At 38.0% G+C, this 15663-nt stretch carries 14 protein-coding genes; 7 read left to right on the top strand and 7 right to left on the bottom strand.

Annotated features, from left to right (window positions below):
• Positions 1-206: 206 nt before the first annotated feature.
• The 3 genes from RIV7116_RS35775 to trpS all read right to left on the bottom strand — a co-directional run bounded on the left by RIV7116_RS35775 (position 207) and on the right by trpS (position 2586).
• Entirely contained in the window at positions 207-347 is a 141-nt protein-coding gene (locus tag RIV7116_RS35775; protein WP_015118850.1) for a hypothetical protein, read from the bottom strand.
• A gap of 234 nt (positions 348-581) precedes the next feature.
• Positions 582-1502 carry a methylenetetrahydrofolate reductase gene (locus RIV7116_RS13465; protein ID WP_015118849.1) on the bottom strand — a complete coding sequence of 307 codons (921 nt, stop codon included), beginning with the start codon at positions 1500-1502 and terminating at the stop codon, positions 582-584.
• A 61-nt stretch (positions 1503-1563) separates the two neighbouring features.
• Complete coding sequence (trpS, locus tag RIV7116_RS13460; protein ID WP_015118848.1) at positions 1564-2586, bottom strand: tryptophan--tRNA ligase; 1023 nt, start codon at positions 2584-2586, stop codon at positions 1564-1566.
• Between the two features lie 257 nt (positions 2587-2843).
• Here trpS and pip point away from each other — a divergent pair, with 257 nt between their 5' ends.
• Positions 2844-3782, top strand: coding sequence for a prolyl aminopeptidase (pip, locus tag RIV7116_RS13455; RefSeq protein WP_015118847.1), 939 nt, complete (start codon positions 2844-2846; stop codon positions 3780-3782).
• A gap of 29 nt (positions 3783-3811) precedes the next feature.
• Here the strand turns inward: pip and RIV7116_RS13450 are convergent, their stop codons facing one another.
• Positions 3812-6136, bottom strand: a complete 2325-nt coding sequence (locus tag RIV7116_RS13450; protein ID WP_015118846.1) for an ATP-binding protein — start codon at positions 6134-6136, stop codon at positions 3812-3814.
• 635 nt (positions 6137-6771) lie between these two features.
• Here RIV7116_RS13450 and RIV7116_RS13445 point away from each other — a divergent pair.
• From RIV7116_RS13445 to aroF, 6 genes are all read left to right on the top strand, one after another.
• Complete coding sequence (locus RIV7116_RS13445; RefSeq protein ID WP_015118845.1) at positions 6772-7296, top strand: glycine-rich domain-containing protein-like; 525 nt, start codon at positions 6772-6774, stop codon at positions 7294-7296.
• 193 nt (positions 7297-7489) lie between these two features.
• A complete protein-coding gene (locus tag RIV7116_RS13440) occupies positions 7490-8242 on the top strand; it encodes a carbonic anhydrase (RefSeq protein ID WP_015118844.1) in 753 nt (250 codons plus the stop codon).
• Between the two features lie 514 nt (positions 8243-8756).
• On the top strand, positions 8757-8960 hold the full coding sequence (locus RIV7116_RS13435) for a hypothetical protein (RefSeq protein WP_015118843.1): 204 nt from the start codon (positions 8757-8759) through the stop codon (positions 8958-8960).
• Between the two features lie 565 nt (positions 8961-9525).
• Positions 9526-9792: a 30S ribosomal protein S15 gene (gene rpsO, locus RIV7116_RS13430; RefSeq protein WP_015118842.1), complete on the top strand. Its 267-nt coding sequence runs from the start codon at positions 9526-9528 to the stop codon at positions 9790-9792.
• An 18-nt stretch (positions 9793-9810) separates the two neighbouring features.
• A complete protein-coding gene (locus RIV7116_RS13425) occupies positions 9811-10278 on the top strand; it encodes a PAM68 family protein (RefSeq protein ID WP_015118841.1) in 468 nt (155 codons plus the stop codon).
• A 517-nt stretch (positions 10279-10795) separates the two neighbouring features.
• Positions 10796-11857, top strand: coding sequence for a 3-deoxy-7-phosphoheptulonate synthase (aroF, locus tag RIV7116_RS13420; RefSeq protein ID WP_015118840.1), 1062 nt, complete (start codon positions 10796-10798; stop codon positions 11855-11857).
• A 169-nt stretch (positions 11858-12026) separates the two neighbouring features.
• Here the strand turns inward: aroF and RIV7116_RS13415 are convergent, their stop codons facing one another.
• The 3 genes from RIV7116_RS13415 to RIV7116_RS13405 form a co-directional block, all read right to left on the bottom strand.
• Positions 12027-12932 (bottom strand): hypothetical protein, encoded by a 906-nt coding sequence (locus tag RIV7116_RS13415; RefSeq protein WP_015118839.1) that lies wholly within the window; start codon positions 12930-12932, stop codon positions 12027-12029.
• A 148-nt stretch (positions 12933-13080) separates the two neighbouring features.
• The gene (locus tag RIV7116_RS13410) at positions 13081-13662 is read right to left on the bottom strand and encodes a DUF1517 domain-containing protein (protein ID WP_015118838.1); all 582 of its coding nucleotides are present in this window, start codon (positions 13660-13662) and stop codon (positions 13081-13083) included.
• A 327-nt stretch (positions 13663-13989) separates the two neighbouring features.
• On the bottom strand, positions 13990-15549 hold the full coding sequence (locus RIV7116_RS13405; RefSeq protein WP_015118837.1) for a pentapeptide repeat-containing protein: 1560 nt from the start codon (positions 15547-15549) through the stop codon (positions 13990-13992).
• Positions 15550-15663: the final 114 nt, after the last annotated feature.

Here is a 15663-nt window from a genome sequence, read left to right as displayed (position 1 = left end):
TCGCTTCTGTTTCTTGAGCAATCTGAATATTAGTTAGTAGGTTGGGTTAAGGGACGAAACCCAACATCAGAGCGGAAAACTCAACAAAATAATTAAAATCAAAGTAAGTGTCAAAGAGCCAACAAAATAACTCGCTGCATTCAAAACTTGATGTTGGGTTACGACGCAGTCGCAATTGTTATTTACTTATTAAGTTTTTCCTGCATCTAACCCAACTTACTATCTACAAAATTATTGCGAATATTAATATCAAGACGGGGAATAGTTAATTGATGAGAATATAATTCTTCAAATGCTTGAGTAAAATCGGTATGCAGTATTTCCGATTCGTTATCTTCGTCTGTCATTTTAAAATAATTTTTTATTATTTTTGACTGGTTCCCAGTCTCTGTATTTTTGACTGGTTCCCAGTCTCTGGCTGGGAACCCATTTATGAAGGCTCTGCCTTCAATTGATGCTAAAGGCAGAGCCTCAAGCTATGCATTACAAAGCAGAGCCTTGTAACGAGAACTACTTCTCTCTCCCCTCTCCCTTAACAAGTAGAGGGGTGCCGGTCGGGCGGGGTGAGGTTTAACTAAAACCTAAAATTTCCTAACCGCTTTCACTCCAGCCATATCCAATATTGGCACTATCAAATCTTCGCGTTTCACCGCCATCATATGCACACCTTGACACAATTCTTGGGCAATTTGTACCTGTTCGGCTGCGATTTTCATTCCTTCTTCTAAAGGATTTTTAGCTTGTTCTAATCTATCAATTATATGCTCGGGAATTGTCACCCCAGGAACGCATTTATTAATAAACCGAGCATTTTTTGCCGACTTAAAGAGAAAAATTCCCGCTAGAATTGGTTTGTTACAACCTGCGGCAATTTGAGTCATAAATTTCTCCAAAAGTTCAAAGTCTGTAATCATTTGACTTTGGAAAAATTGCGCTCCTGCTGCTAATTTACGCTCGAATCTTTTTTGTAAACCGCTCCAACTACGACATTGTGGATCTACTGCGGCTCCTACAAATAAGTCGGTGGCTCCGTCAGTTAAGGCTTTATCGTTACTATCAAAGCCATTGTTTAGTTTTTCAATTAATTGCAGTAAACGTACTGATTCTAAATCGAACACGCTTTTTGCGTCGGGGTGGTCTCCCGCTTTTACTGGATCGCCGGTCAAAGCTAAAATATTGCGGATGCCTAAAGCATGAGCGCCCATCAAGTCACTTTGTAAACCAATGCGGTTTCTGTCTCGACAAGCCATTTGACATATCGGCTCGATTCCCTGTTGCTGTAATATTACAGATGCTGCAAAAGAAGACATCCGTAGAACTGCGCGGCTACCATCGGTAATATTGACGGCATGAACTCTCCCCTTAAGAGTCGCCGCCATTTCTACCATGTGTTGTGGATTACCGCCTTTTGGTGGTGCGACTTCAGCAGTAATTAGGAATTCCCCAGCTTGTGCTGACGCACGGAATGTTGTTAATTGAGTCGGATTTAGCGTACCAAGCATAATTATTGTTATATTTCGATACTTGGTACAGCTCTATCACATATGACTGCTACAGGAAAGCTTATAGAGGCATAGAGAAGCCTAATGCCGATTTTACTTTTTGCAAAGTTTGATTGGCGATCGCCTCGGCTTTTTCTCTACCGTCGCGTAAAACCTGCTCTAGATAAGCTTTATCGTCCATTACAGCTTGATACTTCTCTTGAATGGGTTGCAGGGCATTAACAGCAGTTTCTGCTAACAAGGGCTTAAATTGACCCCAGCCCATATCTTGACATTCTGCTGCTACTTCTTCTTTGGTTTTACCGGAAAGCAGCATATACAAAGTTAATAAATTATTGCATTCGGGGCGCTCGGGATTATCAAACTCTAAACCGCGAACTGGGTCAGTTTTACAGCGTTTGATTTTCTTGGTAATTTCAGCTGGGGTATCTGTCAAGTTAATCCGACTTAATTCTGAGGGGTCGGACTTAGACATTTTACTGGTACCGTCTGTCAAACTCATTACCCTCGCCCCTTCTTTACGAATTATCGGCTCTGGTAATTTTAATACAGGTTTTTCTGGTTTACCGAATTGATGATTAAATCTATTGACAATATCTCTTGTTAATTCTAAGTGTTGTTTTTGGTCTTCACCTACAGGAACTTTGTCAGCTTGATACAGCAAAATATCAGCAGCCATCAGTACGGGATAATCCAGCAAACCCACGTTTACGTTTTCACCCTGCTTGATTGCTTTTTCCTTGTACTGAATCATATCTTCCAACCAGTTGAGGGGAGTGATACAGTTAAACAACCAGGTTAATTCGCTGTGGGCGGGAACGTGAGACTGTACGAAGATATTAGAATAATTTAAATCCAAACCGCACGCCAAATAAATTGCAGCTAAATGATAAGTATTTGCCGCCAACTTTTTGGGGTCTTGCGGTACGGTAATTGCATGTAAATCTACGATACAAAAATAATTTTCATATTCGTCTTTATACTGGTTTTGAATTTCTATCCAGTTGCGAATTGCTCCTAAATAGTTACCCAAATGTAAATTACCTGTTGGTTGTACTCCAGAAAAAACTCGTTGTTTAGCCATATTGAATCAGTGAACAGTTAACGGTGAACAGTTAACAGTGAGCAGTTAGCAGTAATTAAGGTATATTTTGGGAGATGAACGCTGTCAGTTGTTAGTTTATGGTTTTCTGCAATAATACCCTAACAGTTATTGCGTGAACCTAAATCAAATAAGGAATCAAAACCCCTAATTAATTTCTTTACTGATAACTGCTCACTGCTCACTGCTCACTGCTCACTGCTCACTGATAACTGATAACTGATAACTGCTCACTGATTATGCGCGAATTATATCCACCAAGGGAAGCTTATCAAGAAGGTAAATTACAGGTTTCGGATTTACATACAATTTATTTTGAAGAGTCGGGGAATCCCCAGGGTAAACCTATTGTAGTATTGCATGGCGGTCCTGGTGGTGGATGTCCGAGTTATTATCGTCAGTATTTTAATCCGGAAAAATGGCGTTTAATCATGTTCGATCAACGTGGTTGCGGTAAAAGTACTCCTCATGCAGAATTACGGGAAAACACAACTTGGGATTTAGTCGGCGATATTGAAAGATTACGCGAGCATTTAGGAATAGATAAGTGGGTTGTGTTTGGTGGAAGTTGGGGAAGTACGCTTTCCCTGGCTTACAGTCAAACTCATCCGGAGCGCTGCACGGGTTTGATTTTACGCGGTATTTTTATGCTGCGTCAAAAGGAATTGCATTGGTTTTATCAAGAAGGTGCGAGCAATATTTTCCCCGATGCTTGGGAGGAATATTTAAAGCCAATTCCCCCAGAAGAAAGAGGTGATTTGTTAAATGCTTATTATAAAAGATTGACTAGTGAAGATAAACAAGTCAGGCAGGAAGCAGCAAAAGATTGGTCAATTTGGGAAGCAAGTACTAGTAAATTGTTTTTAGATAAATCTTTAATGAATACTTTTGGTGAAAGCGCTTTTGCTGATGCTTTCGCCAGAATTGAATGTCATTATTTTGTAAATAAGGGATTTTTTGAAAGAGAAGACCAATTGCTTTTAAATGTTGATAAAATACGTCATATTCCGGCTGTCATTGTTCAGGGAAGATACGATGTAGTTTGTCCGATGGTGTCGGCTTGGGAATTACACAAAGTTTGGTCGGAAGCTGAGTTTATTGTGGTTCCCGATGCCGGACATTCTATGACTGAACCGGGTATTCAAAGTGCTTTGATTGATGCAACAGATAGGTTTTAATCTTGGGAAATATGACTTAAATCGTAAATTTAACTATTGCCAAATGCTAGTAAAGATTGAGTTTCTTCGGCTTCGGAAAGCATACCCAAACTATTAAAACTGGCTTTTGCTTGATTTGCCCAAGACAACGCTAAATACAAGTTACCTTGATGAAGTTCTAATCTCGCTAAAGAACGCATCATATAAGCTCTACTACAGCTATCTCTATTTTCTTGGGCTGTTTGCATCCCTTCCATTAAGAACTGCTGTGCTTGTTGTAATTTTCCTTGTTTAATTGATATATCTGCTAAAAAGTCTTTAGCGAGAAATATCATTCGTTGCCAGCCAATATTTCGAGATTGTTCGACAATTTCTTGAAATAGTAATTGACTTCTTTGATAGTCACCATTTTTGTAATAAATTTCTCCTTTATAGTAAAGAAGTTGCAGAGAAATACGAATTGACACAGAATCTTCAATATAGGAATCATCTAGGATAGTTTCAACTTGGTTAATCCAAAATGTTGCAAATCCAAATTGTTTGAGTTGAATGTACCAAACCAAAATATGAATTGCTAAATTCGCTTGCTCGCTAGCAGTTAAATGAAGGCGGAGTTTCCAAGATTCAGCTAGCAAACTATCTGCTTGATTCAAATGTTGCGGCTGTCCGATTAAAATTAATTTCCAAGCATAATCGCTCATCATTCTAGCAGCATTAGATAAATCTTGCCTTTTTTGAGCCGCTTCAATTAACCATTCCAACCAGTGTAGAGGAGTATCCCAATAATGAAGACGATTTCGGCGATATCCTTGAGAATAAGTATAGCAATTTATATGTTGCCACAGAATGTACGCATTAGCGTATTCATCTTTAGCAATACACCATTCCATCACTTCACAAATATTTTCCCATTCTGCTTCTAACTCGTGATATTCATTCCATTCTTTCTCATATTTTCCACCGTATTTTTGAGCAAAATCGAGATACCAATTCACCCACCGTTTGCGTACCAGCGATGCAAATTCGGGGTTTGCAACTAATTCTGAGAGAGCATATTCCCGAGTTAAAGGTAATATATTATAATATCCCCGATGGCAAGTAACTAAAGAAAGCTGTTGCAATTTAGCTAAAGCATCTAAAGCTTGGTGATTATCTTTTATCCCTACAACACTGCAAATTGATTCAAACATCGTAGCTTTGGGAAACAGCGCTAAAGCCATCAAAATTAGATGAGATGAATCTCCTTTGAGAGTTTGGATCGAATTGTCAAAATAAAAACGTGAAAAATCGCCTTGATGATTCATCATCTGAGGACAAACATCAGCAAATCGATAGCCAAATGCTAATTGTCCTACAGCATATACGATTGCGGCGGGAATTCCCCCAGTAGCTTGATAAAGTTGTCGGGATTCCTTCAAGGTTAATTCTACATTTTTTTCTGTGGCTTGATTTTGAATTAAAGTCAATCCTTCAGTTTGAGTTAAAGGATGTAAGCAAATTCGAGTAAAGGGGGTTGTTTCTCGACTGGTAATAATAACTTTTACCGTCGCAGGTAATTCAGACAAAAAATTGATAACTTCTTGCTCGTGTTCCAAAGCATCTAAATTATCTACTATTAATAAAGTTGGCATATTTGCCAAACGACTATAAACTTGCTCGTAAGTCTCTTTAAAGTTAGTGGTTACAGTATCGGGACATTTTATAGTACGTGCAATAGCCCGCAAAATATCTTGAAGAGTTCTCTGGCGCAAAAGTTGCGGAAAAATATCTTTATTTGTAAAGTGTTGCGGTTTCGCGGAGGTGAACACTATGGCTTCAAAAGGAGAATGGCTATTTTTACCCGCTTGCAAATAACGATAAGCAATATCTAAGACTAAAGTCGTCTTTCCCACACCCCCCAAACCTTCGATGCTTATCCGGGGAGTAAGACTTTCAAAAGAAAGCAACTCCAGCAATTCTTTGATTTCTGTACTCCTGCCAACAAATCCATTGCAATCGCGGGCTGGTAAATTGTGGTAAATAGATTTAAATTTATCAAGCTTAGCTGTATTTTGATTTTTGATTAACTCTTGATAATTATATATAGTAATCAAATTTTGCAGCGTGCTATGTATATCTTTTTTTTCAACAGATATTTTTTCTGCGTAGTACTGCTGTATTGTATTGCTTGATTGATTTTCCTTCTCAAGATCGCGATTAGCTAAATCTATCAGATCGTGCAAAATCGCTTCTAATTGCGATTCCGCAATTTTTTCTGCAATAATCCAAAAGAGAAGATTATATATAGAATAACCAGACTCCGAAGCTCTATGGGAGTTTTTTGCCTCTTGTAAAACAGCTTTGAATAATAGCAGTGCAATCTTGGATAAGTCCATACCTGATTTCTTTATACTGCATTGTATTTTTCTAGCGATGCATTATGCACAGCAATGATATCACTAATAAACTTGATTAATCTCCAAAATTTCCAAGTTTTTAGTGTGACAGTTTCATTCATTGGAATTTAAACTTCAAATAGCGATTTATTTTGTCTCACGCTCAAAACAGCGATTATTTTAGTAACTTTTTTTTATTTAACCAAATATATATCTAATATGCCTTAATCAAAAAGTTTTATCGCATCGCATCAGATATTGTCAACAGTACAATATACCAAATAATCAAATTTAGGCTGTGACACTTTATAAATTGGAATCAGAAATATTCAATATTAATTTGAATTCAATCATAGAAGCAAATTCGATTTTGGATTAACGATTCGAGCGTTATCTAACAATCTTAGATTCAGGGGCTTGATAATTAATTTATAATAGTAATAGGGAGTATATCTCTTTATTAACGAATATAGCGGTGAATGTAATTCAAATATCAAATATTCAGTCTTTCATTGGCTTGATTAAAAGTAAATAACAGGGTTTAAATCGGCGTTGCACAGTTGTAGTTGTGCGTATCTACCTTCTTTGTTGATGAAATTGCTTCTTTAAAACTTTATTAATCAATTATTGCAATTATGTTATCAACTCAGTCAGGTTTATCTCAGGAACTTCAATTATTTACCGACAAACTTCAGCAATTGGACTTAAAGGCTATTGCTTATCAGTTAATGGACTCTGATGAAGGAGAAAAATGGACTTATGAGCAGACAAATCGAGCAATTTATCATTATTCTGCCTTTCTGTGCTTAATTCATCTTTATCCAAAACATAAATTAGTTCCAACTCAAGAAATAGATAAAGTTTGGCACTGTCATATTCTCGACACAATGAAGTATGCACAAGACTGTGAAATGTTGTTCGGTAGATTTATTCACCATTTTCCCTATTTTGGTAAACGTGGAAAGGCAGATAGAAATAATCTGTATGCAGCTTTTACTGAAACTAAAACATTGTTTCAGAAGCATTTTGGTATAGAATTAGCGGCAGCAGAACAATTATCTCAAATCACCGACTGTCAGCCAGTCGTATATGTTGAACAAATGGCTCGTCCGGTGTTAGATGTGGAAATAGATTATTTTGGATGTGCCGTTAAAGTCTAAAAATCTAGAGCAGAATACCCCCGAAATGTGAGAAGGTGAATATTAGGTCAAAGGTTTAAGGTCAAAGATGATGAGGTGACGAAGTAATGCGATCGCATGTTGAAAATTTACCATCCTCTCCTCATCCCCTTATCTCTCCCTCTCCCCTTGTCTCCTTATCTCCCCTGCCTCACTTTTCCACTACAAAGATAAAATGAAAAAACTAGTAAAGGGTCTGCGTGAATTTAAAGCTAATTATTACAGCACCCATAGAGAATTATTTGAACAACTTTCCCACGGTCAAAAGCCTAGAGTATTATTTATTACTTGCTCCGATTCTCGCGTAGACCCTAATCTAATTACTCAAGCTGGGGTAGGAGAATTATTTGTTATCCGTAATGCTGGTAATATTATTCCTCCCTATGGAGCCACAAATGGTGGTGAAGGGGCGACGATTGAATATGCGGTACAAGCTTTATGTATTAACCAAATAATTATCTGCGGTCATTCTCATTGCGGCGCGATGAAAGGACTGATGAAGCTAAATAAATTACAATCAGACATGCCTTTGGTGTTTGATTGGCTTAAATATGCTGAAGCTACTAGACGTTTGGTTTTAGACCATTACAGCAAATATGAAGAGGAAGATTTATTAGAAATCATGGTGGCTGAAAACGTCTTGACGCAAATAGATAATTTACGTACCTATCCTCTAATTCACTCCAAACTTTATCAAAAGCAAATTAAAATCTACGCATGGATTTATCAAATTGAAACCGGAGAAATATTAGCATACGATCCAGAAAGTCATGCTTATATTACACCTCAAAGCCAGATAAACGAGTATGAAACTGAAGAAGTAACCGAACCAGTAATAGATCAAAGTAATTACGAAAATCTGGGTTTCCCCATGACACGTTTATCCAGAGAACAAATGAATCGAATTTATCAAGGTTCTAGTAATTAGTCGTTAGTTGTTTTAGTCTTGCATCATAGATGTTATTTATTCTCAGCTAACATAATTCAAATAAGTTTAAATAAGCCGGGTTTCTTGTTCACAAGGAAACTCGGTTTTTAAGATGAGTTCAGATTTTAAAGTGAAAAGACTAAAAATAGCTAATATTGTTGGTTAATGGCTTTATTAATAACTATTTAGCAAGGTTTTAAGAATTTCTTTGAAACAGGCAAATACTGGTTTTTATTATTAATTTTAACTGGTTATTTTTCGGCATTTACCGTAGGCGTAGTTCAAACTTCAGCAGAAATATCTAACACTGCTACATCTCTATAACTTAATAAAGGGTTTTAATAGAAGCAAATCAAATTTAATATAAAAAAATGCTAAATAAAATTAATAAATGTAAATAAATGCTTTGCAACTTTAGATTAATGCAAATAATAAGAAATTTATTACTTAAGAAAGTAGTAATGTGATGTTATAACTGTATATTAGTAAATATTAAAGAATTAGGTGACAGCAAATGAGTACCGATAAAGCTGTTCTTAGAGATGAGATTCGGCGGCTTGCTGATGAAGCTTTTCACCGCAAGCTTATATCTGGTTTTGGAGATGGCCCAGATAATAGCGAGTTTCAAATCGTAATTGAAGGTAAGCCAAGGCATTTACCTTTAAATGAAGCTCGCATAACTTTAAATCAAATATTACGTACTAATGAAGTGAAATAATTGGTTTTTTAGTTCTCCAGTGTTCCTTAAAGATACAATTAGCTGGGGTGCAGTTTATCAATTATCAGTTATTTTTTATTTCGGCTATACAATTATCGGCTTGTAGCTGCGTTTCTAAAATAGGACATCTAAATACTATTGGAAATAATTGTACGGCATATGCTAATTATTTGTCCTGTATCGTGCAATTGCAAGCCATTTTGATAGCCGTCGCTTCCGATAGTAGATAATAATTCTCTACTGTCTCTCTAAATCCCCATCATTTCCAAAGCTCTGTGCATTTACTTCAAAACTAGAATCTTAAATTGTCGTAAATTAATTTTCTGTAGGAGACACCTAGCTATCCGAACCAATTTCAGATAGATAATCTATCAACTCATCTTGCTCAACCCCGTATAAGGTAAGATTCGCGTACCGATTACCCATGTATAAAATAGTTTTAAAATTAGCATTTATATTCTAATCTCCCCATCTCCCCATCTTCCCAGCACAATTCATCTCACAGCCAAATGCCTGTGATAATATTAGAAACTGCTGCCTAGATTAAAGAAAATAAAGTTGGTTTATGCTAACACAAGAAAAAAAGCAAGAGTTAATCTCACAATATCAAGTCCACGAAACCGATACTGGTTCTTCTGAGGTACAAGTTGCGATGCTTACCGAACGGATTAACCGTTTGAGCAAACATCTGCAAGCGAATAAAAAAGACCATTCCTCCCGTCGCGGATTGTTGAAGATGATTGGTCAACGTAAGCGTCTTTTGTCTTATATTCAAAGTGGAGACCGCGAACGTTATAAAACTTTGATTCGCAGTCTCGGTATACGTGGGTAAATAATAGAGTCGCTGATTATGTCTGCCGAATCCGAACGCAACCGCTTACCTTTTGAACCAAATAAAAAACGCCAAAAGCCCCCCAAAGCTAAGGCTCAAACACCAATTGTCAAGGAAGAACCCAACGAGGAAGCACAAAGAAAGCCTCCTTTTACTAAGGAAGAAATGGCTATTCCCCAAGTTGTTAGCCAGCGCATGGTTAGACGTGTAGCCTGGTTATGTGGAGTACCTACTATATTGGGTATTTTGACTTTGGTTGTCAGCTATTTGCTGATTATTTATGCTGATATCAAATTTCCTCCCCTGCTAGTACTGCTTGTTAATATGGGGCTATTTGGCTTGGGAGTTTTGGGAATTACCTACGGGGTTCTTTCCGCTTCTTGGGAGGAGCAAAGAGTCGGAACTCTAATTGGTTGGAGCGAATTTACTACCAACTTTGGACGAATGGTAGCAGGTTGGCGCGAGACTCGGCAAAAAAAAGTATGAACAAAGGCGAAGATCCACCCTTAAAGGCGATCGCTTAACTGATTGAGAAAAATGAAAATGTATGAAGAGTGAAGGATGAATGTTAAAGTTCGTTCTTCATTCTTTATTTATTGGGTAATTGGTAATGGGTAATTGGTAATAGGGAATTTATATTAAGTGGCGCATTACTACGCAAACCCCTTCAAAATTAATCAAAGGCATTAGTGGTAATAGTGGTTCTTTTCATTAATTTTAAAGGATTTATTTTTCTCAAAATTCTTTTCTCCCCCTGCTCCCCTGCTTCCCCTGCTCCCCCTGCTTGTCAAAACCCATCAATTTTAATGAAAACGAATAGTAGTCTGTCCCATAAAATATGGCGGTGCGTTACCCTCCGCGATAACACACGCTAGAATTTTCCTGATTAAAATCACAATTATTTCATTTTTATGTACAAACTATGACTTATATCTGCCAAGCAAAAATTAGCTATTAACGTTAGATTTTAATTAGCGATTAAGTAGATATCGGTAAGTTTTCCATGATTATAGTAATGAAAGTCGGTTCTCCCGAACAGGAAGTTAAACGCATCAGTGAAGAAATGGTTAACTGGGGACTGACACCAGAAAAAATAGTAGGTCAACATAAAGTAGTAATTGGCTTAGTTGGAGAAACAGCAAGTTTAGATCCGCTGCAAATTCAAGAGGTAAGTCCTTGGATTGAGCAAGTGTTGCGGGTAGAAAAGCCTTTCAAACGTGCTAGTCGTCAGTTTCGTCATGGGGAAGCTTCGGGAATTGTAGTTAATACTCCCGATGGTGAAGTTACCTTTGGCGAAAATCATCCCTTGGTGGTTGTAGCTGGCCCTTGTTCGGTAGAAAATGAAGAAATGATTGTAGAAACAGCACAGCGCGTCAAAGCTGCTGGGGCTAAGTTTCTCCGTGGTGGTGCTTATAAACCCCGCACTTCACCTTATGCTTTCCAAGGACATGGTGAAAGCGCTTTGGAATTATTAGCTAAAGCTAGAGTTGCTAGCGGATTGGGAATCATTACCGAAGTAATGGACGCTGCCGACTTAGACAAAATTGCAGAAGTTGCAGATGTTGTTCAAGTTGGTGCGAGAAACATGCAGAATTTTGCTTTGCTTAAAAAGGTGGGAGCGCAACCAAAGCCAGTTTTATTAAAGCGAGGAATGTCTGCAACTATTGAAGAATGGCTGATGGCTGCTGAATACGTTCTGGCTTCGGGAAATCCCAACGTAATTTTGTGCGAACGCGGTATTCGTTCTTTTGACCGTCAGTATACTCGCAATACTTTAGATTTATCTGTAATACCAGTGTTGCGAAAGCTAACTCATTTACCTGTTATGATTGACCCTTCTCACGGTACGGGTTTATCAGAACTTGTTCCTTCAATGGCGATGGCAGCAATAGCAGCCGGATGTGATTCCTTAATGATAGAAGTTCATCCCAACCCCGCAAAAGCTTTATCAGATGGACCTCAATCTCTTCCGCCAGAACGTTTTGATAGTTTGATGCAAGAATTATCGGTTATCGGTAAAGCGGTTGGGCGTTGGGAGCAGGCTGGGTTAGTGGTTAGTGGTTAGTTGTTAGTTGTGGGGAGAGGGGGAAGAAGGAGTGAGGGAGTGAAGGAGTGAGGGAGTGAGGGAGGAAGAAAATAAAAAATCATCATCACATTACCCCATCACTCTTTAAGCAATTCCCAATTACCTATGCCCAATGCCCAATTCCCCATGCCCAACTGCTAACCTTTCTTTATCTTCTTCTGCGTCCGCTACCAAAACCACCGCTACGACTGCGGCTTCTGGTGGAACGAGAGCGGGTTCCGCTGCCGAAACTGCTGTTAGAAGGACGGTTTCTTACTGACCTGGATTTACCCGATTGTTTGAGGGTACTGCTGCCAAATCCGGAACCTGTAGAGCGACTGTTACCAGTGCTTGTACGGGGAGTAGTGCTTCTATTAGTTCCGAAACCTGAATTTCCACGATTTCTTCTTCTAGCGTTTCCTGTGGTGCGGAAAGTGGTACGATTTCTGACTGCTGCTGGTGGTTCGTTGTAGCGCTGACGATATCTATCTACTGCTACATCGTAACTATTACCATAACCACCAAAGCCTGTATATACAGACCTTCCTGGCTGATATGCGGGTGGTACATAATACTGCGGTCTAAATAATAAACTACCAATCGCTTGACCGGCAACTGCACCAGCAAAAGGTGCCCAGAAGCCGTTGTTGCGCTGAACTACAACTGTTCGCTGCTGTCCGGTATCGGGGTCTGTTCTGGTTTCAGTAACGTTTTGAGTGTATTCGATTTTAAAATCTGGTGTTAAATAAAGTGCGGGTTGTCCGTTTTCAACTTTTAAATAGTTACTTTTACCTTCTTTGATTTGTTCTTCCGTAAGACGAGCCATTTGTAACTTGTCGGTTTTAAAAGTTGGAGTAGGGCTATTTAATAGAAATAGCGTATATTCTCCATCAGCATCGTTATAACTAGCTTGCTGTACGGGATACTCACCATCACTAATTCTGGTGTTGGTGGTAGTTCGAGTTACATTTCTAGCTTGCGGGGTGCTTGTTGTTGTACCACCGCCGCAAGCGACTGTAGTAAAACACAAACTCAAGGCTAAAAAAACCGCTGTAAATTTACGCAAAATTGTCATGATTTGGTAATTGTTCTTCTATCTTTGAGCTTAACAACTTCTTTGTGAGGGCGTTAGGTACGGAGAACCGAAGGAGTCAGGAGTTAGGAGTAAGGAGTGAGGAGTTCCAATTACCCATTACCCATTACCCATTACCGATTAACTTTATTTACAAAGGAATTAATTCTGTAAAATGCTGTAATAACTGGTCGTTTGTAAGTTCATCACCTAACTGTGCGGGGGAAAAGTGTACCTGAACTGCTCGTAATTTATTTTTGTAATTTAAATCTATTAAAGCTTTTAAAGCTTCTTGAAGGGCAGCAATATTTGACAAATCATCTTCTAATTGCGGAACTTCTCCTTCATAAGCGACAGTAATCATCACCACTACATTCCGGGTTACGGGTACGCTAAAAGATTCATCAGAATTAGAATAGTTAGCTGGTGGTTCGCTTAAATAACGCTGTGCTGAGTCGGTAAATAATTCTTGAAAGTAGTCTCCTGCATCTTCTTCCTTCCAAAACACATCACCTTCATTAGCAGCAGACATCCAAGATTCATCGTATTGCAATAGATTTTCGCAAACTGAAACTAATTCTTCTCCCATTACCTCCATATCACCTTCAGCATCAATCGCTTCTGAAGCGCTACGGTTTAATACTCCTAAAATAGGCGCAACTTCCGAACCGCTTAGATGCAGCAGAATACGGCAAACTACATATCGGGTACGACCCATCATTTTATTAAACATTGTTCTACTCCTATATATTTATTGGAATCAATACTATTATGGTTTGAGAATTATAAATTGGGCATTAGAAATTGGGCATGGGGCATTGGGCATTGGATATTAAGTATTATTATTTTCGATCTATTTATTAAATATGCTATTAATATAGCGACGCTATATGAGTTGTAATCGCTGCAAAGAATTAAATAATTGTTAAATAATAACTATAGATATTGTCTATTTAAATTTAAACAACTTTAAATATTAAAAAATTACTATTAAGTATGAAATATTTTAACTGAATAATTATGTCTCAAGGTCATTGCCCTATGCCCTATGCCCAATTATCTAGTTAATATAATGAAAACCTTTAAAGAAACCTTCAACCATAGCTAGAGTTGGTTGCCTGGATTTAGCAAGTTCGCTTAATTCGTCTTCATATAAATCGGCTTCAATTTGGGGATGATCGATTAGCCTTTTACCAAAATGTGGGTTGTCGTTAATAATCAAATTTTTCGCACTAGAATTAGTTAAAATTGTTTGCGTAGGGGCTTGAAAAAAGTTTAGTTTTGCTGCAATTCCTAAAATCTTTGTAGCATCCTTAATCAGATTTACATTTTGCATCGCTTGCTCTAATAAAATAGTTAGTTGGTGAATTTTTTGGGCGCTAATCAACCGCTCGTCTATATCTTTACGAGCAATCATTTCTATTGCCGTATATATACTTTTTTGAGTTGGGGCAGCATCTTTAAAAGGAAGAATTGCCATATAAGCCACAGGAAATAGACTTTCATCGCTATCTACACGGAAAGTAAAAACAGTGCGACGGCGACCAATTTCCATGCTCGGGGGTTGTTTTAATCCTTGATATTTTTGAGTTATTTGAAAATACGCACCTGCTAAAGCAAAATTGGCTTCTGGATCTAAAGGTCGATCTATAATAATACGAATAGTCGGAGGAGTTTCGTTGAAAAAATCTCCTGAATCTTCAGCGTTTAAGTTATGGATAATTGAGCGATCGCCTTTTGGACTTAAATCTACCCATTCACAAATCAACATATCGGTTTTTAAACCAAAGCGAGATGTACCATAGAGCTTTGCACCGGTTAAAGTTGCGCCAGTCAAATCGGCACCAACCCATTCAGCTTGAATTAATTTTGCTTCAGTTAAATCGGCATGTACCAAACTTGTATTAGTCAAATTCGCATTGCTTAAATTAGCACCAGTTAAGTTAGCACCGCTCAATTTTGCACCGCTTAAATCAGCCCAAGACAAATTAGCACCTCTCAAGTCAGCCCATCGAAGATTTGCATCGCACAGATTAGCACCGCACAGATTAGCGCGAAACATATTTACCTGTCGAAGTTCGGCTTCTCGTAAATTAGCACCGCTTAAGTCAGCCCTTACTAAATCGGTACTATTTAAAGTTGCTTGTTCCAAGTTAGCCGCAACTAAGGAAGCACCTTTAAAACAAGCTTGATTTAAATTCGCACCACGTAAAACCGCATGACGCAGCGTAGCTTCCCGTAAGTCGGCATTGCTTAAATTTGCTTCTCGTAAATTAGCACGGCTAAAATCAGCGCGAATTAATTCACCTCGTATCAAAGAAGCTTGAACTAATTGAGCATTATTTAAATTAGCTCGAATCAAATTCGCTACATTCAAACTAGCTTTAGTGAGATTTGCACCTTCAAGGTAAGCGCCGCTAAGCCTTGCAACATTAAGTTGAGCGTAGCTTAAATTAGCTTTAGTAAGATTAGCACCACTCAGGTTTACTATGCTTAAATTGGCATGGCTCAAATCTATACCGCTAAGCTTTACCCCGCATAAATTAGCTTCGGGAAGTTCAACCCCGCTAAAATCCGTAAATCCAAGAGCGTATTTTTCTAAAAATTTATCTACATTCATTGATGCTACCTCTGATTTTTATAATTGGTAAATTATCTAGAAATTAAGTAATATCTAATTGATAATTGGGCATTGGGCATTGGGCATTGGTAATTGAGTATTGGTAATTGATAA

The sequence above is a fragment of the Rivularia sp. PCC 7116 genome (genome assembly GCF_000316665.1).
In the GTDB taxonomy this organism is placed as follows: domain Bacteria; phylum Cyanobacteriota; class Cyanobacteriia; order Cyanobacteriales; family Nostocaceae; genus Rivularia.
This window is presented reverse-complemented; position numbering and strand designations above follow the sequence as displayed.

What these genes read in the sequence shown, in the direction of transcription:
- RIV7116_RS13445 (WP_015118845.1), top strand. Translation starts at nt 6,772, where the DNA reads ATGTTATCAACTCAGTCAGGTTTATCTCAGGAACTTCAATTATTTACC.
- pip (WP_015118847.1), top strand. Translation starts at nt 2,844, where the DNA reads ATGCGCGAATTATATCCACCAAGGGAAGCTTATCAAGAAGGTAAATTA.
- RIV7116_RS13440 (WP_015118844.1), top strand. Translation starts at nt 7,490, where the DNA reads ATGAAAAAACTAGTAAAGGGTCTGCGTGAATTTAAAGCTAATTATTAC.
- RIV7116_RS13405 (WP_015118837.1), bottom strand. Translation starts at nt 15,549, where the DNA reads ATGAATGTAGATAAATTTTTAGAAAAATACGCTCTTGGATTTACGGAT.
- RIV7116_RS13435 (WP_015118843.1), top strand. Translation starts at nt 8,757, where the DNA reads ATGAGTACCGATAAAGCTGTTCTTAGAGATGAGATTCGGCGGCTTGCT.
- RIV7116_RS13415 (WP_015118839.1), bottom strand. Translation starts at nt 12,932, where the DNA reads ATGACAATTTTGCGTAAATTTACAGCGGTTTTTTTAGCCTTGAGTTTG.
- aroF (WP_015118840.1), top strand. Translation starts at nt 10,796, where the DNA reads ATGATTATAGTAATGAAAGTCGGTTCTCCCGAACAGGAAGTTAAACGC.
- RIV7116_RS13410 (WP_015118838.1), bottom strand. Translation starts at nt 13,662, where the DNA reads ATGTTTAATAAAATGATGGGTCGTACCCGATATGTAGTTTGCCGTATT.
- RIV7116_RS13465 (WP_015118849.1), bottom strand. Translation starts at nt 1,502, where the DNA reads ATGCTTGGTACGCTAAATCCGACTCAATTAACAACATTCCGTGCGTCA.
- RIV7116_RS35775 (WP_015118850.1), bottom strand. Translation starts at nt 347, where the DNA reads ATGACAGACGAAGATAACGAATCGGAAATACTGCATACCGATTTTACT.
- rpsO (WP_015118842.1), top strand. Translation starts at nt 9,526, where the DNA reads ATGCTAACACAAGAAAAAAAGCAAGAGTTAATCTCACAATATCAAGTC.
- RIV7116_RS13425 (WP_015118841.1), top strand. Translation starts at nt 9,811, where the DNA reads ATGTCTGCCGAATCCGAACGCAACCGCTTACCTTTTGAACCAAATAAA.
- RIV7116_RS13450 (WP_015118846.1), bottom strand. Translation starts at nt 6,136, where the DNA reads ATGGACTTATCCAAGATTGCACTGCTATTATTCAAAGCTGTTTTACAA.
- trpS (WP_015118848.1), bottom strand. Translation starts at nt 2,586, where the DNA reads ATGGCTAAACAACGAGTTTTTTCTGGAGTACAACCAACAGGTAATTTA.